Annotated in this window: 18 protein-coding genes; 15 read left to right on the plus strand and 3 right to left on the minus strand. The window is 72.8% G+C overall.

The genetic code is table 11. The features are described from left to right. Nucleotides 1-92 precede the first annotated feature (92 nt). From ACSUPR_RS24295 to ACSUPR_RS24305, 3 genes are read left to right on the plus strand one after another with little or no spacing between them, the layout of a single operon-like run. Nucleotides 93-725: a GNAT family N-acetyltransferase gene (locus tag ACSUPR_RS24295; RefSeq protein ID WP_436887033.1), complete on the plus strand. Its 633-nt coding sequence runs from the start codon at nt 93-95 to the stop codon at nt 723-725. Further along, nucleotides 722-1,519 carry a purine-nucleoside phosphorylase gene (locus ACSUPR_RS24300; RefSeq protein ID WP_436887034.1) on the plus strand — a complete coding sequence of 266 codons (798 nt, stop codon included), beginning with the start codon at nt 722-724 and terminating at the stop codon, nt 1,517-1,519. The genes ACSUPR_RS24295 and ACSUPR_RS24300 overlap by 4 nt, the downstream gene beginning before the upstream one ends. A gap of 21 nt (nt 1,520-1,540) precedes the next feature. Then, nucleotides 1,541-3,217, plus strand: coding sequence for a phospho-sugar mutase (locus ACSUPR_RS24305; RefSeq protein ID WP_436887035.1), 1,677 nt, complete (start codon nt 1,541-1,543; stop codon nt 3,215-3,217). Between the two features lie 29 nt (nt 3,218-3,246). On the opposite strand, the gene ACSUPR_RS24310 is transcribed toward ACSUPR_RS24305, so the two are convergent. Continuing rightward, a complete protein-coding gene (locus ACSUPR_RS24310) occupies nt 3,247-3,738 on the minus strand; it encodes an Lrp/AsnC family transcriptional regulator (protein WP_274811863.1) in 492 nt (163 codons plus the stop codon). Nucleotides 3,739-4,419: 681 nt separating this feature from the next. Between ACSUPR_RS24310 and ACSUPR_RS24315 the strand changes: the two genes are divergently transcribed. The 10 genes from ACSUPR_RS24315 (at nt 4,420) to ACSUPR_RS24360 (ending at nt 15,542) form a co-directional block, all read left to right on the plus strand. After that, the gene (locus tag ACSUPR_RS24315; RefSeq protein WP_436887036.1) at nt 4,420-5,460 is read left to right on the plus strand and encodes a thiamine pyrophosphate-dependent dehydrogenase E1 component subunit alpha; all 1,041 of its coding nucleotides are present in this window, start codon (nt 4,420-4,422) and stop codon (nt 5,458-5,460) included. Next, nucleotides 5,457-6,479 (plus strand): alpha-ketoacid dehydrogenase subunit beta, encoded by a 1,023-nt coding sequence (locus ACSUPR_RS24320; RefSeq protein WP_436887037.1) that lies wholly within the window; start codon nt 5,457-5,459, stop codon nt 6,477-6,479. Before ACSUPR_RS24315 ends, ACSUPR_RS24320 begins: the two co-directional genes overlap by 4 nt. Nucleotides 6,480-6,484: 5 nt before the next feature. Next, entirely contained in the window at nt 6,485-6,823 is a 339-nt protein-coding gene (locus ACSUPR_RS24325) for a biotin/lipoyl-containing protein (RefSeq protein ID WP_436887038.1), read from the plus strand. 141 nt (nt 6,824-6,964) lie between these two features. Further along, on the plus strand, nt 6,965-7,693 hold the full coding sequence (locus tag ACSUPR_RS24330) for an alpha/beta fold hydrolase (RefSeq protein ID WP_436887039.1): 729 nt from the start codon (nt 6,965-6,967) through the stop codon (nt 7,691-7,693). A gap of 405 nt (nt 7,694-8,098) precedes the next feature. Continuing rightward, on the plus strand, nt 8,099-9,154 hold the full coding sequence (locus ACSUPR_RS24335) for a BMP family lipoprotein (protein ID WP_436887040.1): 1,056 nt from the start codon (nt 8,099-8,101) through the stop codon (nt 9,152-9,154). 175 nt (nt 9,155-9,329) lie between these two features. After that, complete coding sequence (locus ACSUPR_RS24340; RefSeq protein ID WP_436887041.1) at nt 9,330-10,937, plus strand: ABC transporter ATP-binding protein; 1,608 nt, start codon at nt 9,330-9,332, stop codon at nt 10,935-10,937. After that, a complete protein-coding gene (locus tag ACSUPR_RS24345) occupies nt 10,934-12,499 on the plus strand; it encodes an ABC transporter permease (protein WP_436887042.1) in 1,566 nt (521 codons plus the stop codon). The genes ACSUPR_RS24340 and ACSUPR_RS24345 overlap by 4 nt, the downstream gene beginning before the upstream one ends. After that, on the plus strand, nt 12,496-13,758 hold the full coding sequence (locus tag ACSUPR_RS24350) for an ABC transporter permease (RefSeq protein ID WP_436887043.1): 1,263 nt from the start codon (nt 12,496-12,498) through the stop codon (nt 13,756-13,758). Before ACSUPR_RS24345 ends, ACSUPR_RS24350 begins: the two co-directional genes overlap by 4 nt. Continuing rightward, a complete protein-coding gene (locus tag ACSUPR_RS24355) occupies nt 13,737-14,159 on the plus strand; it encodes a cytidine deaminase (RefSeq protein WP_436887044.1) in 423 nt (140 codons plus the stop codon). Before ACSUPR_RS24350 ends, ACSUPR_RS24355 begins: the two co-directional genes overlap by 22 nt. Nucleotides 14,160-14,252: 93 nt before the next feature. Beyond that, nucleotides 14,253-15,542, plus strand: a complete 1,290-nt coding sequence (locus ACSUPR_RS24360) for a thymidine phosphorylase (RefSeq protein ID WP_436887046.1) — start codon at nt 14,253-14,255, stop codon at nt 15,540-15,542. Between the two features lie 316 nt (nt 15,543-15,858). Here ACSUPR_RS24360 and ACSUPR_RS24365 read toward each other — a convergent pair whose 3' ends face one another. Both ACSUPR_RS24365 and ACSUPR_RS24370 read right to left on the minus strand, forming a co-directional pair. Next, the gene (locus tag ACSUPR_RS24365; protein WP_436887047.1) at nt 15,859-17,139 is read right to left on the minus strand and encodes an ABC transporter substrate-binding protein; all 1,281 of its coding nucleotides are present in this window, start codon (nt 17,137-17,139) and stop codon (nt 15,859-15,861) included. A 100-nt stretch (nt 17,140-17,239) separates the two neighbouring features. Next, a complete protein-coding gene (locus ACSUPR_RS24370; protein WP_436887048.1) occupies nt 17,240-17,713 on the minus strand; it encodes a hypothetical protein in 474 nt (157 codons plus the stop codon). Between the two features lie 129 nt (nt 17,714-17,842). Between ACSUPR_RS24370 and ACSUPR_RS24375 the strand changes: the two genes are divergently transcribed. Next, nucleotides 17,843-19,621, plus strand: coding sequence for an acyclic terpene utilization AtuA family protein (locus ACSUPR_RS24375; protein ID WP_436887049.1), 1,779 nt, complete (start codon nt 17,843-17,845; stop codon nt 19,619-19,621). Nucleotides 19,622-19,727: 106 nt separating this feature from the next. Beyond that, nucleotides 19,728-21,326: an acyl-CoA carboxylase subunit beta gene (locus ACSUPR_RS24380; RefSeq protein WP_436887050.1), complete on the plus strand. Its 1,599-nt coding sequence runs from the start codon at nt 19,728-19,730 to the stop codon at nt 21,324-21,326. Nucleotides 21,327-21,328: the final 2 nt, after the last annotated feature.

Genomic DNA, 21,328 nt, shown 5'->3' on the forward strand with positions numbered 1-21,328 from the left:
GGCGGCGGGCGGCGGCTTGCGCCGGGCCCCGTTCGAACGCCAGTGTGAGGTGGGGCGGGTCACGTCCGCCCCGTACGGGAGAGGAGACCGCGGTGGGAGATGTGCTCGGGGAGGCGGCGGCGACGCGGACCCGGGAGGGTCCGGTGCCGCGGCTGGTACGGCTGGACCGGGACACCGAGGAGACGGCCCTGCTGCGTGCGGCCGTGCTGCGCCACCGTCTGGCCCCGGGGCAGGCCAGGTTCACGGGTCTGCCGGTGGCCACCCTGCCCGCCGCCGACGCCGACCCGGCCCGGGTGCCGTTCGCCATCGTGCTCGGTCCGGTCGCCGACCCGGCGCAGGCGCGGGAGGCCGCGGCCGGATTCGGGGTGCTGGACGTCGGGACCGGCCTGCGCGGGCTGGTCGACGAACCCCAGCGCGCCGTGCTGCTGCGCGCCTACTACGTCACGCCACAATGGCAGGGCCGGGGCATCGGCCGGACCGCCTGCGCGGCACCGCTGCTGGACCGGCTGGCGGCCGAGACCGCGCCGCACGCCACCGAGGCGGTGCTGTGCGTCAACACCGCCAACCCCGGCGCCCGGCGGGTCTACGAGGCCGCCGGGTACACCGCGACCGGGCGCGTCATCCCCGGTGACGCGGGCCCGCAACAGGTGATGTCGCGCCCCCTGGCCACCGGGGCGCACCCCGCGCCGCGCCCGCGGCCCGAACGAACGGAGAACATGCTGTGACCACCGGACCCCAGGCCGTCGCCGAACAGGCCGCCACCGCCCTGCGCTCGCGCACCGGGGTGGACGCCTACGACATCGCCCTGGTCATGGGCTCGGGCTGGGCGCCCGCCGCCGACCTGCTGGGCGAGGGCAAGGAGGAACTGCCCGCCGCCGAGCTGCCCGGCTTCCTGCCCCCCGGGGTGGAGGGGCACAGCGGCACCGTGCGGAGCATCGTCGGAGGCGACCGCAACGTCCTGGCCTTCCTGGGCCGCACCCACCTGTACGAGGGCCACGGCACCGACGCCGTCGTGCACAACGTGCGCACCGCCGTGGCCGCGGGGGCCGGGACCATCGTCCTCACCAACGCCGCGGGCGGTATCAACGCCACCTACTCGGTGGGCTCGCCGGTGCTCATCGCCGACCACCTCAACATGACCGCCCGCTCGCCGCTCACCGGGGCGACCTTCGTCGACCTCAGCGAGACCTACTCCGCCGAGCTGCGCGCCCTGGCGCGCGAGGTGGACCCGGGCCTGCCCGAGGGCGTCTACGCGGCCATGCCCGGACCGCACTTCGAGACGCCGGCCGAGATCCGCATGCTCCGCGCCATGGGAGCCGACCTGGTCGGCATGTCCACCGTGCTGGAGGCCATCGCCGCCCGCGAGGCCGGTGCCCGGGTGCTGGGCCTGTCCCTGGTCACCAACATCGCCGCCGGGCTGGAGGGCGCCAACCTCGACCACGAGGAGGTGCTGGCGGCGGGCCGCGACGCCGCCGACACCGTGGGCCGCCTGCTCGCCGACATCGTCGCCCGTATCTGAGCCGGAGCCGAGGAGACTTCCATGACCACCGACACCGTCGCCCGCGCCCGCGCCTGGCTGGACGCGGACCCCGACCCCGAGACCCGCGAGGAGCTGGCCGCCCTGCTGGAGCGGGTGGCCGCCGGTGACGCCGAGGCCGCCGCCGGGCTGGCCGACCGCTTCTCCGGTCGCCTGGAGTTCGGCACCGCCGGGCTGCGCGGCGCCCTGGGCGCCGGGCCCAACCGGATGAACCGGGTCGTGGTCATGCGCGCCGCGGCCGGGATCGCCGCCTGGCTGCACGCGCGCGGCGGGGCCGGCCACGTGGTCATCGGCTACGACGCCCGGCACCGGTCGGCGGACTTCGCCCGCGACAGCGCGGCGATCCTCACCGGGGCCGGGCACCGGGTCTCCCTGATGCCGGGCCCGCTGCCCACCCCGGTGCTGGCCTTCGCGGTCCGGGACCTGGGGGCCGACGCCGGGATCATGGTCACCGCCAGCCACAACCCGCCCCAGGACAACGGCTACAAGGTCTACGTCGGCGGGGACGGCGACGACGCCGGGGCCCAGATCGTGGCCCCGGTCGACACCGAGATCTCCGAGGCCATCGACGCGGTCGGCCCGCTCTCCGCCCTGCCCCGGGGCACGGACTGGACGGTCCTGGGCCGGGACGCCGTGAACCGCTACCTGCGGGCGGTCACCGCGCTGGTCCCACCGGGCCCGCGCGAGCTGTCGGCGGTCTACACCGCGATGCACGGAGTGGGCGGCGCGGTGCTGGTGGAGGCACTGGAGTGGGCCGGGTTCCCCGTGCCCGAGACGGTGGCCGCCCAGTTCGACCCCGACCCCGACTTCCCGACCGTGGCCTTCCCCAACCCGGAGGAGCCAGGGGCGCTGGACCTGGCGCTGGCCGCGGCCGAGGAGGTCGGCGCGGACCTGGTGATCGCCAACGATCCCGACGCCGACCGGCTGGCCCTGGCGGTGCCCGGGCACGGCCCGCTCACCGGCAACGAGGTGGGCGGCCTGCTCGCCGAGTACGTGCTCGACCACACCTTTGGCGACGACCGGGTGGTGGCCGCCTCCATCGTCTCCTCCAGCCTGCTCGGCAAGATCGCCGCCGACCGCGGGGTGCACTACGAGGAGACCCTCACCGGGTTCAAGTGGCTGGCCCGGGCCGGGGCGCCCGGCACCCGGCGGGTCTTCGCGTACGAGGAGGCGCTGGGCTACTGCATCGGCGGTGACGAGGGGCGCCCCGTCGCGGACAAGGACGGTATCGGCGCGGCCCTGGCGGCGGCGGCGCTCACGGCGGCGGCCCGGGCACAGGGGCGGACGCTGCTCGACCTGCTCGACGACCAGGCCCGCAGGTACGGGCTGCACCTGAGCGACCAGCTCTCGGTGCGGGTGTCGGACCTGTCGCTCATCGACACGGCGATGCGGCGGTTGCGCGCCGAACCGCCCACCGCGTTCGGTCCCCTGAAGGTAGCGGGGATCGACGACTTCGCCGCCGGGCACGCCGGCCTGCCGCCGACCGACGCCCTGCGCTTCCGGCTGGAGGGCGGCGCCTGGGGGCGTGTGACGCTACGGCCTTCGGGCACCGAGCCCAAGCTGAAGGCGTACGCCGAGATCGTGATGGAAGTGGAGGGCGAGGTCGCGGCCACCCGCGCGCAGGGTTCGGCGCTGCTCGCCGAACTGATGGCCTCGGTCGCCGTGGCGGTGAAGGGGTAGTCGCGGGTCTGGGGGGATGGGGATCCGTTTCAGTCGAGGTCTCCGGGCTCCACGACAGGCCGGTGCACGACCTCGTCGATGACGGTGAGCGTCTGGGTGGACGTCACGCCGGGGAGCGATTGCAGGCGGGTCAGGATCAGGTCCCGCAGTTGGTTGGTGTTGGCGACGCGGACCAGCAGGACGATGTCCGCGGAGCCGACCACGTACCAGCAGTACTCGATCTCGGGGTAGGAGGAGAGGATCTCCCGGTTGGCGCGCCAGTCCGGCTGGCTTCCGGAGATGAGCACGAGCGCTGTGACGCCCAGTCCCATCTTCGAGTGGTCGGTGACCACGGAGTAGCCGCGGATCACGCCCTCGTCGGTCAGGCGCTTGATCCGGTTGTAGGCGGTGGCCCGGGAGACGTTGGCCAGCGCGGCGATCTCGGTGATCCCGGTCCGCGCGTCCTTGGCGAGCGCGCTGAGGATCGTCTGGTCGGTCGCGTCCGGCCGCCGGCCGTTGCGGCGTTGCTCGCCCATGGCCATGTGGGTGCTCCTCGTGTCTTCTCGTTCCAGTGCAAGCCCCTTCCCATCGTCGTCGACCGGGGCTAACGGACTACCAGGTAAACATCGTTTGCTTCCATCGCGGTCTCAACCATCGAGACGATGTCCTTCTCTGTATCCGCCTGATCACCAGGGGATGTACGGGGGTGGTCTCACCATGCGGAATCTTGTTCTCGCACTCGCGGGCGGGTGGGGCGCCGGGGGGTGTCCGACTGTGCCCACGGCCGGCGCGGCGGCCGGTCCGGGGGTCTCCCGGTGCCGGGGCGGGGCGCGCGGCGGCGGCGACCGGTGTTCTCATGCGATGGCCGCTTTCGGTCGTCTCTGTCGTGCCGGGCCGCCTTTTCCTGGTCGGAGTGCCGGGGTGCATCCGAACGTATGCGCTCCCCTGTCGAACGCGGCACCTATCGTGGCCAACTGCGATCGTTCTGTGATGATGGGCGCCGGTTCGAGGTGTATAGGTCCACCTGTTGTTTTCCCCGGTGACACGGCTCACCGACTGGACGATAGCGAACCGATCATGTGGTTTGGTTCTCTTGTGTATCAAGTTTTCGAGATTATCTAGCGCAAGTGTCGAATGATCCGGACAATCTGCCTCATCAGTTAACAGACCACCCGGAGTCCGGCGCTCATCCTCGCGGCGGACCACGTTGGGAGCCGCTGGACATGTCGACCCACGAGCCGCCGGGCCAGGACGCCATCACGGTGGACCACCTGGCCCCCGACCTCACCCGCGCGCTGTACACGCACATGCGGACCGCCCGCGACCTGGACGCCGAGGCCGTCGCCCTGCAGCGCCAGGGCGTCTTCCCCGCCTACGTGTCCGTCCGCGGCCAGGAGGCGGCACAGGTCGCCAGCGCGGCGGCACTGGACCCGGCCCGCGACTTCGTCTTCCCGACCTACCGCGAGATGGCCTCCGCCCTCGCCTACGGCGTCGAGATGGTCGGCTACATGGCCACCCACCGGGCCCTGTGGCACGGCGGGCTCTACGACGTCATGGAATCCCGCTTCGGCGCCATCAACGCCGTGGTCGGCGGCCCCGTCCCCCACGCCGTCGGCTGGGCGGTCGGCGAGCGCATGCGCGGCGGCGACGGCGTCGCCCTGGCCTACTTCGGCGACGGCGCCAGCTCCGAGGGCGACGTCCACGAGGCCATGAACTTCGCCGGGGTCTACGGCGCCCCCGTCGTCTTCTTCTGCCAGAACAACCGCTGGGCCCTGTCGGTGCCCAACGAGCGCCAGGTCGCCGGAGGCTCCGTCGCCGCCCGCGCCCGGGGCTACGGCATGCCCGGAGCCACGGTGGACGGCAACGACGCCGCCGCCGTCCACGACGCCGTCAGCGAGGCCGTCGCCCGCGCCCGCCGCGGCGGGGGCCCCACCCTCATCGAGGCCCTCACCTATCGGGTGGAGCCCCACTCCACCTCCGACGACACCGGCCGCTACCGGGACGAGGCCGAGGCCGACCGCTGGCGGGCGCACCGCGACCCGGTCGCGCTGCTGCGCGCCGCCCTGCTCGAGGCCGGCCACGCCACCGCCGAGGAGCTCGACGCGATCGACGCCGAGGCGAGGAGGCGCGCCGAGGAGATCCGCGACGGCGTCTCCGCCGCTCCCGAGCCCGACGGCTCCGAGCTGTTCACGCACGTCTTCCGGGAGACCACCCAGGAGCTGACCCGGCAGCGCCGCATCTGGGAGGAAGAGGTCCAGCCGTGACGGAACTCATCGACCGCACCGACACCGCCGCCGAGAGCCCCGTGCTCGAAGAGCTGTCCATGCAGCAGGCCATCAACCGCGCCCTGCGCGTCCTGCTGGCCGAGGACCCCGACGTCCTGGTCTTCGGCGAGGACGTGGGGGCCCTGGGCGGGGTCTTCCGGGTCACCGACGGCCTCCAGAAGGAGTTCGGCGACCAGCGGGTCTTCGACACCCCGCTGGCGGAGTCGGCGATCATGGGCATGGCGGTCGGCCTGGCCATGAACGGCTGGCGCCCGGTCCCCGAGCTCCAGTTCGACGGCTTCGCCTATCCGGCCATCGACCAGATCGTCAACCAGGTGGCGCGCATGAACTACCGCACCCGCGGTGCCGCACCCATGCCGATCACCCTGCGCCTGCCCTCCTTCGGCGGTATCCAGGCCCCCGAGCACCACGGGGAGAGCCTCGAGGCGCTCTTCGCCCACACGCCCGGACTGAAGGTCGCCGCCCCCTCCGACCCGGCCGAGGCCTACAGCCTGCTGCTCCAGTCCGTGCGCTCCGACGACCCGGTCGTCTACATGGAGCCCAAGGCCCGCTACTGGGACCGCCGACCGGTCCGGCTCGCCGAGCCCACCGCCCCCATCGGCACCAGCCGCATCGTCCGCCCCGGACGGCACGCCACCCTCATCGCCTGGGGCGCCATGGTCCACCGGTGCCTCCAGGTGGCCGAGCTCGCCGCCGAGGACGGCGTCGACCTGGAGGTCCTGGACCTGCGCTGGCTCAAGCCCATCGACGCCGCCGGGCTGGCCGCCTCGGTTTCGCGCACCAGGCGCGCCGTGGTCGTCCACGAGGCCCCGCTCACCGCCGGGCTCGGCGCCGAGGTGTCGGCCCTGGTCACCGAGCAGTGCTTCCGCGACCTGGCCGCCCCCGTCCAGAGGGTCACCGGATTCGACGTGCCCTATCCCGCGGGTCCCCTGGAGCCGCAGTACCTGCCGACCGTCGACCGCGTCCTGTTCGCGGTGCAGAGAACCCTGGAGTACTAGACCCCATGGCCGAAGAGAACGTCACCTTCACCCTTCCCGACCTCGGGGAGGGCCTCGTCGAGGCCACCGTCCTGGAATGGCAGGTGTCCGTCGGCGACGTCGTCGAGCGCAACGCCCCGCTGGTGGAGGTGGAGACCACCAAGTCGGCCGTGGTCATCCCCTCGCCCAAGGCCGGGCGGATCGTCGAGCTGCACGCCGAGGAGGACCAGGTCGTCCCCGTGGGCGACCCGCTGGTCACCTTCGCGGTCCAGGCGCAGGCCCCGCAGGCGGGCATCGTCGGAAGGGTCCCGGCCGAGGAGGCCCGGCCGGCCCGGCGCGTCCGGCTCAAGCCCCCGACGGACTGACCGGGCCCACCGGACGGGGCCCCTTCGGAGGAATACACGGATCCGGGCGACTTCTCGGGACCCGTGTTTATCGGAACCTCTGAAAGGGCCCCCGTCCCACCATCTTCCAATACATCCGGCCGCATAAGGATTGAAGGATTCATGTCTGCGAATCTCGTCGGCGACGTGACAATGCGCTATGCGGATTTGCGCCCGCAGTCCCCGGCGGACGCCGTGCCCGTGCTTCTGCTCCACGGTTTCGGGACGAACTTCGGCATGAATTGGCAGGCCGCCGGGTGGCCCCAGGTGCTGGCGGCGGAGGGACTGCGCGTGATCGGCCCGGACCTGCGCGGCCACGGAGCCAGCGAGAAGCCCGCCGAGGAGGCCTCCTACCTGCCCGAACGCTTCGTCGTCGACCTCGTCGCCCTGCTCGACGAACTCGGCGTGGAGCGGGTCGACGCCGTCGGCTACTCCATGGGCTCGCGGCTGGCCTGGGAGCTGGCGCTCACCCGGCCCGAGCGGGTGCGCCGCCTGGTGCTGGGCGGCTTCGGACCGGTCAACGCCTTCGACGGCACCGACCTGTCCGCCCCGGGGGAGGGCACGACCCCCTTCGACGCCGTGTTCCGCACGGTCGCCGCGCTGCCCGGCAACGACCCGGCCGCCCTGGCCGCCTGCGCCCGCGGCCAGGCCGCCCGGCCCTTCTCCCCGCAGCCCCCCGTCACGGTACCGACACTGCTGGTCACGGGTGCCAAGGACGAGATCGCGACGGGCGCCGCCGAGCTGGCGGCGACGGTCGAGGGGGCGCACGTGGAGGTGCCCGGGCGCGACCACCTCAACGCGGTCTCCTCACGGGCCTTCAAACAGGCCGTCCTCGACTTCCTCACCTCCTGACGGGTGGGGTCGCGCCCCGGTCCGGTCCGCCGCTCCCAACGCCGGGCCCCGGGGCAGCGGTCCGGGCTCCGGCGGGTCCCCCGCCGGAGTCCAGACCGGTCTAGACCGGACCGGCCCCACGTGGCGTTGTGACCCGGTGTGTCCGTACACGGCCCTTGTGTAGTACTGGCTTGTGGGGGCCGCGAGCGGGCCGGAGAATACCTCCGGGCAAAGCCCCCGGTGTCCGTGTCCGGTGTGTGATCGGTAACTTCCGAGTAAGCCCCCGTGTCATTCAGCTCTCGCCTTCATAACAAGTCTGTGCGCCGGTTGGGTGTACTTTCCACTACCGGATATCGTCCGACCGCAGAACTCAGCCCGGCCCCCGGTTGAAAGCGGGCCGCTGAGAGGGCGAAGGGGAGTTAAGAAGTGAAGCGCAGCAACACTGTCAGGTTCGCCGCCATCGCGGCGGCCGGTGTGCTCGCCCTCACCGCGTGTGACAACGCGGCCCAGGAGGGCGCGGGCGAGGGGACCGACGGCGGCGAGGAGGCTTCCGAGCTCCGCGTCGGGCTGGCCTACGACGTCGGCGGTCGCGGCGACCGCTCGTTCAACGACTCGGCCTACCGCGGCCTGGAGCAGGCGATCGACGAGCTGGGCGTCGAGGCCCGGGAGTTCGAGCCCGCCGACGGCGAGGCCGACTCCGCCAAGGTGGAGCGCCTCTCCACCATGGCCGAGGAGGGCTACGACGTCGTCATCGCCGTCGGGTTCGCCTACAACGAGGCCGTGGTCGAGGTCGCGCCGGAGTACCCGGACGTCCACTTCGCCATCGTGGACTCCGAGGTCGAGGACATCGACAACGTCACCAGCCTGGTCTTCGCCGAGGAGCAGGCCTCCTTCCTGGCCGGTGCCGCCGCGGCGCTGTCCACCGAGGAGGACCACGTCGGGTTCATCGGCGGTGTCGAGACCCCGCTGATCCACAAGTTCCAGGCGGGCTACGAGGCCGGCGTCGCGCACGTGAACGAGGACGTCACGGTCGAGGTCGACTACCTCAGCCAGCCGCCGGACTTCAGCGGCTTCAGCGACCCGGCCCGCGGCCGCGAGCTGGCCCAGGCCCAGTACGACCGCGGCGCCGACGTGATCTACCACGCCGCAGGCGCCTCCGGCAACGGTGTCCTGGAGGCCGCCGTCGCCAACGACTTCCTGTTCATCGGCGTCGACAGCGACCAGTACGAGAACGCCGAGGACGCGCAGAAGCCGTTCGTGCTGACCTCCGCCATCAAGCAGGTCGACGTGGCGGTCTTCGAGTTCATCAACTCCGTGGCCGACGGCGCCGTCCAGGAGGGCATCCAGCGCTTCGACCTGGCCGGCGGCGGTGTGGACTACACCACCTCCAACGAGGAACTGATCAGCCCGATCCAGGGCGAGCTGGACGAGATCAAGCAGCAGATCATCGACGGCGAGATCGAGGTCCCGACCGCGCCGTGAACGCGCGGTCGTACATCCTCCGCCACGGGTAGGACCCGTGGTGATCCACGGCCTGGGACGGCCGCCGGACCGGGGAACCCCCGTCCGGCAGCCGTCCCGGCCGTCGTTACGCGGACGAGGGCGTCCGGCGGTGGCGACCGGCCCCGCGCCGCCTCCGCATTTTCCAAGGAGACAGATGAGCAGCACGCCATCGGGCGCAGGGGGCCAGGCGCCCCCCGCCGTTGAGCTGCGCGGGATCACCAAGCGTTTTCCCGGCGTCGTGGCCAACCACGACATCGACATCTCCGTGGCCCCCGGCACCGTGCACGCCATCGTCGGCGAGAACGGTGCGGGCAAGTCCACGCTGATGAAGACCCTGTACGGGATGCACCGCCCCGACGAGGGCACCATCCACGTCAACGGCGGCCAGGTGAGGTTCAACTCGCCGTCCGACGCCATCAGGAACGGCATCGGCATGGTGCACCAGCACTTCATGCTCGCCGACAACCTCACCGTCCTGGAGAACGTCGTCCTGGGCGCCGAGCGCCTGCACGGCATCGGCGCCAGGGCCCGCACCGAGATCCTCCGCCTGTCCGGGCAGTACGGGCTCGGGGTGGACCCGGACCGCCTGATGGAGGACCTGGGCGTCGGCGACCGGCAGCGGGTGGAGATCCTCAAGGTCCTCTACCGCGGGGCGCGCACCATCATCCTGGACGAGCCCACCGCCGTCCTGGTCCCGCAGGAGGTCGACGAGCTCTTCGACAACCTCCGCGAGCTCAAGAGCGAGGGCCTCACGGTCATCTTCATCTCGCACAAGCTCGACGAGGTGCTGTCCGTCGCCGACGAGATCACCGTGATCCGCCGCGGCACCACCGTGGCCACCGCGGACCCGGGCACCACCACCGCCCGGGAGCTGGCCACGCTCATGGTGGGCGGCGAACTGCCCGTGCCCGAGCTGCGCGAGTCCACCGTCACCGACCGGGTGGTCCTGTCCCTGGACGGGGCCACCGTCCGGGCCGCCGACGGCCGCGCCGTCGTCGACGGCGTCACCCTCGACATCCGCGAGGGCGAGATCGTCGGTATCGCCGGCGTGGAGGGCAACGGCCAGTCCGAGCTCATCGAGGCCGTCATGGGCATGCGCCCGCTCGCCTCGGGCCGCATCCTCCTGGGCGGGGAGGACATCACCGGCTGGCACACCCTGAAGATCCGCGAGGCCGGGGTCGGCTACATCCCGGAGGACCGGCACCGCCACGGCGTACTGCTGGAGTCCTCCCTGTGGGAGAACCGCATCCTGGGCCACCAGACCAAGCCGCCGAGCGTGCGCGGCCCCTGGATCGACCGGGCCGGGGCGCGCGCCGACGCCGAGCGCATCGTCGCCGAGTACGACGTGCGCACGCCCAACATCGACGTCATCGCCGACGCCCTCTCCGGCGGCAACCAGCAGAAGTTCATCATCGGCCGGGAGATGAGCGGCGGCCCCCGCTTCCTCGTCGCCGCCCACCCCACCCGGGGTGTGGACGTCGGCGCCCAGTCCGCCATCTGGGAGCAGCTGCGCGAGGCCCGTGCCGCAGGGCTCGCGGTCCTGCTGATCTCCGCCGACCTCGACGAGCTCATCGGCATGTCCGACACACTGCACGTCATCCTGCGCGGCCGCCTGGTCGCCCAGGCCGATCCGGCCACCGTCACCCCCGAGCAGCTCGGCTCCGCCATGACCGGCGCCGGACTCGGCGGCGACGGCGGCACCGACAGCACAGAAGGTGGCAGCGGTGACGACACCGCCGACCGGAACGGGGGCGTGGCATGACTGACACGACCACCCGCCCCGGATTTCCGCGGGCCCTGACCACGGGACTCCTCATCGCCCTGCTGGGCACGGCCGTCACCGTCGCCCTCGACACGGTGCTGCTGTGGTGGGCGGCGCTGACCATCGGCGTCGTCCTGGCGTTCGCCGCCGTGGTCGTGGCCGACCGCCGGATCCCCGACGCCGAGCGGACCGGCGCCGCCGGCGCCAAGGAGGAGGGCACCACCCTGCACCGCACCCTGGTGGTCCCCACCGCCCTGGTGCTGTCGGTGGTCTCCGGCCTGCTGCTGGCCTGGTTCCTGGACCTGTCCCTGATCGAGCCGGTGGCGGCCGCCGTCGGCGCGCTCGTCGGGTCGGGAGCGGCCTTCCTGCTGTACCGCCGCCTGTCCGCGATGCTCGCGCTGTCCTTCGCCGCGGTGTTCGCCGCCGGGATCATCGCGGTCGCCGTCACCGCCCTGGTGCTGTTCCTCAGCGGGATCGCCCCGGGCGCCACCTTCGCCCGGATGATCGAGTACGGCACCCGGCCCAACAGCCTGGTGCAGATCATCAACGACGGCACCACCTACTACCTGGCCGCCGTCGCCGTGGCGATCGGCTTCAAGATGAAGCTGTTCAACATCGGCGTGGACGGCCAGTACCGGCTCGCCGCGCTGCTGGCCGCCGCCGTCGGCGGCTGGCTGGTGCTGCCGCCGGTGCTGAGCCAGATCGTCATCATCCTGGTCGCCGTCGCGGTGGGCGGCGCCTGGGCCGGCATCGCCGGCTACCTCAAGGTCACGCGCGGCGTGTCCGAGGTCATCTCGACGATCATGCTCAACGCGATCGCCACCGGCATCACCGCCTACCTGCTGAACACCGACCGCCTGGCGGTGGAGATCAGCACCAACAACATCGGCACCCCGCCGCTGCCGGAGGGCTCCTGGGTGCCCGGCATCCCGGCCCTCTTCCTCGGCTCGGAGCGGCAGATCTTCGGCCTGGTGTTCCTGGCGATCGCCGTGGGCATCGGCTACGCGGTGATGCTCAACCGCACCCGCTTCGGGTTCGAGCTGCGGGCCACGGGCCAGTCGCAGAGCGCCGCCGAGGCCAGCGGTGTCAACGTCAAGAAGATGGTGTTCCTGTCCATGCTCTTCTCGGGCATGGTCGCGGGCCTGGTGGGCATGCCGCAGCTGCTCGGCAGCTCCCACTACTACGCGCTGGACTTCCCGACCGGCATCGGCTTCATCGGCATCGCCATCGCCCTGCTGGGCCGCAACCACCCGGTGGGCATCGCCTTCGCCGCCCTGTTCTGGGCCTTCCTCAACCAGGCGGCGGGCATCCTGCCCTTCGACGGCATCCCGCAGGAGATCGCCGTCATCGCCCAGGCCACCATCGTCCTCACGGTCGTCGTGGTCTACGAGGTCGTCCACCGCTGGGGCCGTCGCTACCAGCAGCAGCAGATCGGCAGGGAGCTCGGCACCACCGTCGCCGAGCCCGCCGAGGAGACCGTGCCGACCGGCACGGCGTCCGACAGCGGTGACGCGACCGGGGACGACACCCCCGGGAACGGCCGCGGCGGGGAGGCGAAGTGAGCCAGGAACTCAACGTGATGGAACCGGTGGCCAAGCCCCCGGTCCGCTCCGGCGGCCGGTCGGTGTGGCGCCTGCTCAGCCTGTTCGGCGCCGTCCTGGTGGCCCTGGCGGGCCTGCGGGTCATCACCGGCCAGGACATGCTCACCGACGCGGGTACCGTCCGCACCACCATCACCTTCGCGGTGCCCATCGCCCTCGCGGCCCTGGGCGGTCTGTGGGCCGAGCGGGCGGGCATCATCAACATCGGCCTCGAGGGCATGATGATCCTCGGGACCTGGTTCGGCGCGTACTTCGCGTGGTCGACCGACAGCCCGTGGATCGGCCTGGCCGCCGGGGTGCTGGCGGGCATGGCGGGCGGCCTGCTGCACGCCGTCGCCACGGTCACCTTCGCCGTCGACCACATCGTCTCCGGCGTGGCGATCAACATCCTCATGCTCGGCGCGATGCGCTACCTGTCGATCCTGGTGTACGCGGACGTGCCGGGGGCGGGCGCCTCGCAGTCGCCCACCACACCGCGGTTCCCGGAGCTGAGCCTGCCCGGTGTGGCCGACCTGCTGGGCCCCGTCGCGTCCAGCGGGATCCCCGTGGTCGGCGACCTGGCGTCGCTGGTCATCGGGATCACCACGCGCCTGTCGGCGCTGACGATCATCGCGATCCTCATGATCCCGGTGACCTACCTGGTGCTCTGGAAGACCGCGTTCGGGCTGCGGCTGCGGTCGGTCGGTGAGAACCCCGACGCGGCCGAGTCCCTGGGCGTGCCCGTCTACACCTTCAAGTACATCGCGGTCGTCGTCTCCGGCGGCCTGGCGGGTATGGGCGGGGTCTTCCTCGCCATCGTCGCCTCGCAGATCTACCAGGAGGGGCAGACCGGCGGCCGCGGCTACATCGGCCTGGCCGCGATGATCTTCGGCAACTGGCGGCCGGGCGGCCTGGCCATGGGCGCCGGACTGTTCGGGTACACCGACGCACTCCAGATCCGCGGCGGCGGCGCGGCCGTCCACGCCCTGCTGCTCCTGCTGGCCGTGGTGCTGCTGCTCACGGCCCTGTGGCAGGTCCGCCAGGACCGCAAGGGCCTGGCGATCGCCGGCGTGATCGCGGCCGTGCTGCTGCTGGTCTGGTACTTCACCACCGATTCGCTGCCCCGCGAGCTGGCCACCTACAGCCCGCACATCGCGACCCTGCTGGTGCTGTCGCTGGCCTCCCAGCGGCTGAGGCCGCCCGCCGGGGTCGGCAAGCAGTGGAGGGCGAGCCGGTCATGAGCGCCGTCGATCCCGAGAGCGTCGACTGGGAGGCGCTGCGCACCGCTGCCAGAGAGGCCATGGCCCACGCCTACGCGCCGTACTCGCGGTACCCGGTGGGCGCCGCGGCGCTGGTCGACGACGGCCGCACCGTCAGCGGCTGCAACGTGGAGAACGCCTCCTACGGGGTGGGGCTGTGCGCCGAGTGCGGGCTGGTCAGCGCGCTGCACGCGAGCGGGGGCGGCCGCCTGGTCGCGTTCGCCTGCGTGGACGGGCGGGGGGAGACCCTCATGCCGTGCGGGCGCTGCCGCCAGCTGCTGTACGAGCACGGCGGGCCGGACCTGCTGGTGGACACCCCCGAGGGGGTCCTCACCATGGACCGGGTCCTGCCGCAGGCGTTCGGACCGCACAGCCTCGCCTGAACAAGAGAACAGCAGTCACATCCCTCTCCCCGGTCGCCGCCCGCACGGCGGCGGCCGGGGAGACCCGTTTTTCTCCCGGAAGGGACGCACTTCATGGACGTCATCGAGGTCATCCGCGCCAAGCGCGACGGGGGAGAGCTCACCCCGGAGCAGATCGACTGGGTGATCGACGCCTACACCCGCGGCGCGGTCGCCGAGGAGCAGATGTCGGCGCTGGCCATGGCGATCTTCCTGCGCGGTATGAACCGCGCGGAGGTGGCCCGGTGGACCGAGGCGATGCTGGCCTCGGGTGAGCGGCTCGACTTCTCCGACCTGGACCGGCCCACCACCGACAAGCACTCCACCGGCGGGGTCGGCGACAAGATCACCCTGCCGCTCACGCCCACCGTCGCCGCCTGCGGCGCGGCGGTGCCCCAGCTCTCCGGCCGCGGCCTGGGGCACACCGGCGGCACCCTGGACAAGCTGGAGTCCATCCCCGGCTGGCGGGCGTCGCTGAGCACCGGCGAGATGCGCGCGGTGCTCGCCGACACCGGCGGGGTGATCTGCGCGGCCGGAGAGGGCCTGGCCCCGGCCGACCGCAAGCTTTACGCGCTGCGCGACGTCACCGGGACAGTGGAGTCGATCCCGCTGATCTCGGCCTCCATCATGAGCAAGAAGCTCGCCGAGGGCACCGGCGCCCTGGTGCTGGACGTCAAGGCGGGCTCGGGGGCGTTCATGAAGGACGTCGCGTCCGCCCGCGAGCTGGCCCGCACCATGGTGGGCATCGGCACCGACCACGGCGTGCGCACGGTCGCGCTCATCACGGACATGTCCGTGCCGCTGGGCCGCCGGGTGGGCAACGCCCTGGAGGTCGCCGAATCCGTGGAGGTGCTCTCCGGCGGCGGCCCGGCCGACGTGGTGGAGCTGACCGTGGCCCTGGCCCGGGAGATGCTCGCCGCCGCGGGGCTCACCCCGGGCGAGGGCGGTGTCAAGGACCCGGCCGAGGCGCTCAAGGACGGCAGCGCGCTGGAGTCCTGGAAGCGGCTGATCCGCGCGCAGGGCGGCGACCCGGACGCGCCGCTGCCGCAGGCCGCCGAGCGCCGCACGGTACTCGCCCCGGCCTCGGGCGTGGTCACCCGCCTGGACGCCTACCAGGTGGGCCTGGCCGCCTGGCGGCTGGGCGCGGGCCGGGCCCGCAAGGAGGACGCGGTGTCCTTCGGGGCGGGCGTGACCCTGCACGCCAAGCCGGGCGAGACCGTCGCGGCGGGCGAGCCGCTGTTCACCCTGCACGCGGACGAGCCCGAGCGGTTCGAGCGCGGCGCTGCCGCCCTGGAGGGCGCGTTCGACATCGACCCGGACGGCGTCTTCGAGCCGGGCCCGATCGTCATCGACCGCATCGCCTGACCGCCGGCGCACCGTACACCGAACACGCCGCGGGGCGGCCGCCGGACTCCCGGCGGCCGCCCCGCGCTTCATGGCGGGCCCGGTTCGAAGATCCCGTGCCGGCCGACCCGGTACCGGATGACGTGAACGGTCCCCGGTTCGACCTCTTCCCCGTACCGCCAGGCGGCCCGGCCGTCGGGAGCCCGGGTCATCCCGTACACGGCCGCCCCGTCGGGGTCCGTGACGCCCTGGACCCGCCCGACCCGCAGGCTCGGGCGGAACCGCTGGGCGTCCCCGGGTGGAGGACCCCGATCACCGTCGCATCCGCGGGGCGGTGTCAGGAGCCGAGGGAGAAGGTGCGGACCTCGGTGTCCACGGGCTCGCCCTCGCCGTGCAGGCGGACGACCTCGAAGGGCACGTCCACCAGGCGGTTGGTGGCGTCCCAGGTGAGCGGTCCGCGGGGGCCGACGTAGGCGATGTCCTGCCCGGCGCGGACCCGGGCCAGGCAGTCCGCGTACTCGCCGCACTCACGGCCGCCCTCGCTGACGGCGGGCAGGCGGGCGGCGATCTCGGCGGGCTCGACCGAGCCCGCGGCCTCGGCGGCCAGGGCGATGAGGTTGACGCAGTCGTAGAGGGCGGCCGTCACCCCGCCGAACTGCGCGGAGGCGGAGAGGTCCCCCGATTCCGTGGAGTCGAAGCCGATCTCCGGAAAGCCCCCGTCGCCCTCGTGGTGCCGGACCACCGTCGCTCCCGCCGGGCCGTGGGTGTCCGGGGACCCGGGCGAGGCCGACAGGAGGGGCATCTCGGCGATGTACAGGCCCTCGGCAGGGAGCCCCTGGTTCACCAGTGCGTCGGTGACGCTCTCGGAGACCACCCCGTCCAGGTTGACGGCGGCGTCCACGCCGCCCTCGATCAGCTCCGCGGCCTCCGTCTCGGAGCCCTGGAACGTCATCGGGTCCACCAGGGCGTACAGCGCCTCGATTCCGATGACCTCCATGCCGTGGACCTCCGCCTCGGCGGTGATGGTGTCCAGCCAGAGCTCGGTGTCCGGGGTGTAGGGCACCGCGATCTTCTCGCGTCCGTCCTCGGCCATCACCCGGGTCAGGGCCCGCACCATCTGGTCCTGGCCCGGGATCGCGGAGAAGTACAGGCCCTCCCCGAACTCCGGGGTGGCGGTGTAGGGCTCGGCGTTGCCGCAGTACAGGTCGCCCGCCTCGATCACCCCCGGAAGCAGGACGTCGGCGCCGACCGGCTGGGAGCCCAGGACCGCGTGGAGGTCCTCGGCCAGCAGGGACGAGGCGTCGCTCGCGGCGACCGGGGCGGCGACCTCGTGGCCGAGCACACCGCCGACCGCGTTGATCTCCTCCAGGGCGAGTGCGATCGCCTCCTGCTTGGACGCCGTGCTGCCCTCGGCGGAGAAGAGGCCCAGGGCCAGGGGCTCGGGGGAGACCGCCAGGGGGTCGCCGACGGACGGGGTGCGCAGCCAGTACGCCGCACCGGCCGCGGCGCCCATGAGGACGACGGTCAGGGCGACGGCGCCGATGACCAGGGGGCGCCGGTCCGGCGCCTGCCGGGCGGACGGGAGGGGGTGCTCGGGCGGGGGGAAGGGGGATGTCACGCGTGTTCTCCGGGGCGGGGGAGGCGCTGCCGTTACGTGGCTTATGCCTTGTTTGTTAAGAAGTGCCGGATTCTAGCAGCCCGATGCCCCGGAGAACCGCTCATATCCTCCCCGCCGCGACGGCGTAGGTGACGATGGACAGGACGACGAACACGCCGCCCGCCAGCACCGTCGCCGAGGCCAGCCAGCGCGCCCAGGCGCGGGTGGCCGCCCGGCCCAGGAACAGGGACAGCGACGCCGCCAGCACGGTCAGCACGCTGAGCCCGCCGTAGGCCAGCAGGTCGGCGTTGACCGCGGCGAGGTGCCCTTCGGTGTCCAGGGCGACGTCGGTGAAGGCGAACCGGCCGAAGAGCTCGAACAGGCGCTGCCCGGTCGCCACCGGTGTGAGCAGGAGCAGGGAGGCCAGGGCGAAGGTCTCGGCGGACAGCACGCCGGGCGTTCCCGCCCCGCGGCCCCCCTCCAGGAAGGCGTCCGCGGTCTCGGCGGCCGGAGGGCTCGCGGCCCCGGCCTCCTCCGCGGCGGTGCCGTCGGGGGTGGTGTCGTCGGTGGGGGTGGTGTTCTCGGAGGTGCTCATCCGGACAAAATATCCGCCCGTTCCCCGGTTTCCCGAGGCCGGTAACCCACGCTCCGTGGCCGGTTCCGGCCATATGGTGATGAAAGGCGCTTTCCATACAAAAACAATCACGAGTGCTTGTTTTTTCATGTGTCCGGTGTCACTCTCGTCACCATGACCGATACGCCCCCGCTGTGGGTCGGCAACGCCTCCGGCTTCTACGGAGACCGCTTCGGCGCCGTCCACGAGATGCTCACCGAAGGACCGGTCGACGTCCTCACCGGTGACTACCTGGCCGAGCTCACCATGGCCATCCTCGGACGGGACCAGCTCGCCGACCCCTCGCGCGGCTACGCCAGGACCTTCCTCCGGCAGATGCGCGACAGCCTCGGCCTCATCATGGAGCGCCGCATCAAGGTCGTCGCCAACGCGGGCGGCCTCAACCCCCAGGGCCTGGCGGACCGGCTCACCGAACTCGCCGAATCCCTCGGCTTCGACCCCCGCATCGCCTACGTCACCGGCGACGACCTGCTGCACCGCGCCGAGGAGCTCGGCCTGGACGGACCCCTCACCGCCAACGCCTACCTGGGCGCCTTCGGCATCGCCGCCTGCCTGGACGCCGGGGCCGACATCGTCGTCACCGGCCGGGTCACCGACGCCTCCCTCGCCGTCGGTCCCGCCATCTCCCACTTCGGCTGGACCCGCGACGACCTCGACGCCCTGGCCGGGGCCACCGTCGCCGGGCACGTCATCGAGTGCGGTGCCCAGGCCACCGGCGGCAACTACGCCTTCGCCGACGAGCTGCTGCGCGAGGGGTACGACCTGGACCGGCCCGGCTTCCCCCTCGCCGAGATCCGCGCCGACGGCTCCGCGGTCATCACCAAACACCCCGGTACCGGCGGCGCCGTCACCACCGGCACCGTCACCGCCCAGCTGGTGTACGAGATCGCCGGAGCCCGCTACCCCGGCCCCGACGTCACCGCCCGCCTGGACACCGTCCGCCTCGAGCAGCAGGGCCCCGACCGGGTGCTCCTGTCCGGGGTCCGCGGGGAGGCCCCGCCGCCCGACCTCAAGGTCGGCCTCACCGGCCTCACCGGGTTCCGCAACGAGGTCGACCTGCTCATCACCGGCCTGGACGCCGAGGCCAAGGCCGCCCTGGCCGAACGCCAGCTGCGCGCCGCCCTGGCCCGGCGCCGCCCCGAGGAGCTGCGCTTCGAGTACATCCCCGCCGCCGACCCCCACGGCGACACACAGGACGCGGCCACCGCCCGCCTGCGCGTCACCGCCCGCGACCACGACCCCTCGGTCGTCGGCCGCCCCTTCGGCGCCGCCGCCGTGGAACTCGCGCTGTCGGGCTACGCCGGGTTCCACCTCACCGCCCCGCCGCGCGACGCCCGCCCCGACGGGGTGATCGCGAGCCACGCCTTCGTGCCCGCCGCCGAGGTGGAGCACACCGTGATCCTGCCCGACGGCGACCGCCTGGTCATCGCACCGCCCGAGGCCACCCGCGCGCTGGCGGAGGTCCCCGAGCCCCCGCTGCCGCCGCCCCCGCCCGAGGGCCCGGTGCGCGAGGCGCCGCTGGGCCTGGTGCTGGGCGCCCGCAGCGGCGACAAGGGCTCCGACGCCAACCTCGGGGTGTGGGCCCGCGACGACGGGGGCTGGCGCTGGCTCGCCCACCGGCTCACCGTCGACCTGCTCCGCGAACTGCTCCCCGAGACCGCCGGTCTCGAGGTCACCCGCCACCTGCTGCCCGGACTGCGCGCCGCCAACTTCTGGATCGAGGGCATGCTCGCCCCCGGCACCGCCCGCCGCGAGGGACTCGACCCGCAGGCCAAGGGCCTGGGGGAGTGGCTGCGGGCCCGGCGCCTGCCGCTGCCGGTGTCCCTGCTGCCCGCCCCGGCCCCTTCCGACCCGGAGGTCCGCCCGTGACCGCCCCCGCCGAGAACGCCGCACCGACCGGACGCGGCCGCCGGAACACGCGCGAAGGCGGAGCGGCCGGTTCCGACCACGCGGACATGCGCCGGGAGGACCGACCGTGACCGTGCTCGGCAGCCGGATCGACACCGGCTCCCCTGAGTTCGCCCTGGCCCGGGACGCCATGCTCGGCGCACTCGCCGAGATCGACGCCGAACACGCCAAGGCCCTGGCCGGGGGCGGCGACAAGTACGTCGAACGCCACCGCTCCCGGGGCAAGCTCACCGCCCGCGAGCGCGTCGAACTCCTCCTCGACGAGGGCTCGCCCTTCCTCGAGCTGTCGCCCCTGGCCGGCTGGGGCAGCGAGTACACCGTCGGCGCCTCCCTCATCACCGGTGTCGGCGTGGTCTCGGGCGTCGAGTGCGTCATCGTCGCCAACGACCCCACCGTCAGGGGCGGCGCCAGCAACCCCTGGACCCTCAGGAAGTCCCACCGGGCCGGGGAGATCGCCGCGCAGAACCGGATGCCGATGATCAGCCTCGTGGAGTCCGGCGGCGCCGACCTGCCCTCCCAGAAGGAGATCTTCGTCCCCGGCGGGCGCACCTTCCGCGACCTCACCCGGCTGTCCGCCGACGGCGTCCCCACGGTCGCCCTGGTGTTCGGCAACTCCACCGCGGGCGGCGCCTACATCCCCGGCATGAGCGACCACGTCGTCATGGTCCGCGACCGGGCCAAGGTGTTCCTCGGCGGCCCGCCCCTGGTCAAGGCCGCGACCGGTGAGGAGAGCGACGACGAGTCGCTGGGCGGGGCCCGCATGCACGCCGAGGTGTCCGGCCTGGCCGACCACCTCGCCGAGGACGAGCACGACGCCCTGCGCATCGGCCGCCGCATCGTCGCCCGGCTCGGCCACCGCAAGGCGGGGCCCGCGCCCGCCCCCGGCGCCCGCGAGCCCCTCCACCCCGCGGAGGACCTCCTCGGCGTCATGCCGCCCGACCTCAAGGTCCCCGTCGACCCCCGCGAGATCATCGCCCGCATCGTCGACGGCTCGGAGTTCGACGAGTTCAAGCCCGCCTACGGCAGCGGCCTCGTCACCGGCTGGGCCGACCTGCACGGGTACCCCGTCGGCATCCTCGCCAACGACAACGGCGTGCTGTTCAGCGCCGAGGCCCACAAGGCCGCCCAGTTCATCCAGCTCGCCAACCGCTCCGACACCCCTCTGGTGTTCCTGCACAACACCACCGGCTACATGGTCGGCCGCGAGTACGAGCAGGGCGGCATCATCAAGCACGGCTCGATGATGATCAACGCCGTCTCCAACAGCACCGTCCCCCACTTCTCGGTCCTGGTCGGCGCGTCCTACGGGGCCGGCCACTACGGCATGTGCGGGCGCGCCTACGACCCAAGGTTCCTGTTCGCCTGGCCCAGCGCCCGCTCCGCCGTCATGGGCCCCCGCCAGCTCGCCGAGGTGCTGTCCATCGTCGCCCGGCAGTCCGCCGCCCGCAGGGGGGCGCCCTACGACGAGGAACAGGACGCCCTCGTCCGCCGGATGGTCGAGGAGCAGATTGAGGCCGAGTCCCTGCCGCTGTTCCTGTCCGGGCGGGTCTACGACGACGGCGTCATCGACCCCCGCGACACCCGCACCGTCCTGGGACTGTGCCTGTCCTTCGCCCACAACGCCCCGGTGCGCGGCACCGACCGCTTCGGCGTCTTCCGAATGTGAGG

The organism is Nocardiopsis dassonvillei (genome assembly GCF_964273065.1).
Classification (GTDB): domain Bacteria; phylum Actinomycetota; class Actinomycetes; order Streptosporangiales; family Streptosporangiaceae; genus Nocardiopsis; species Nocardiopsis dassonvillei_B.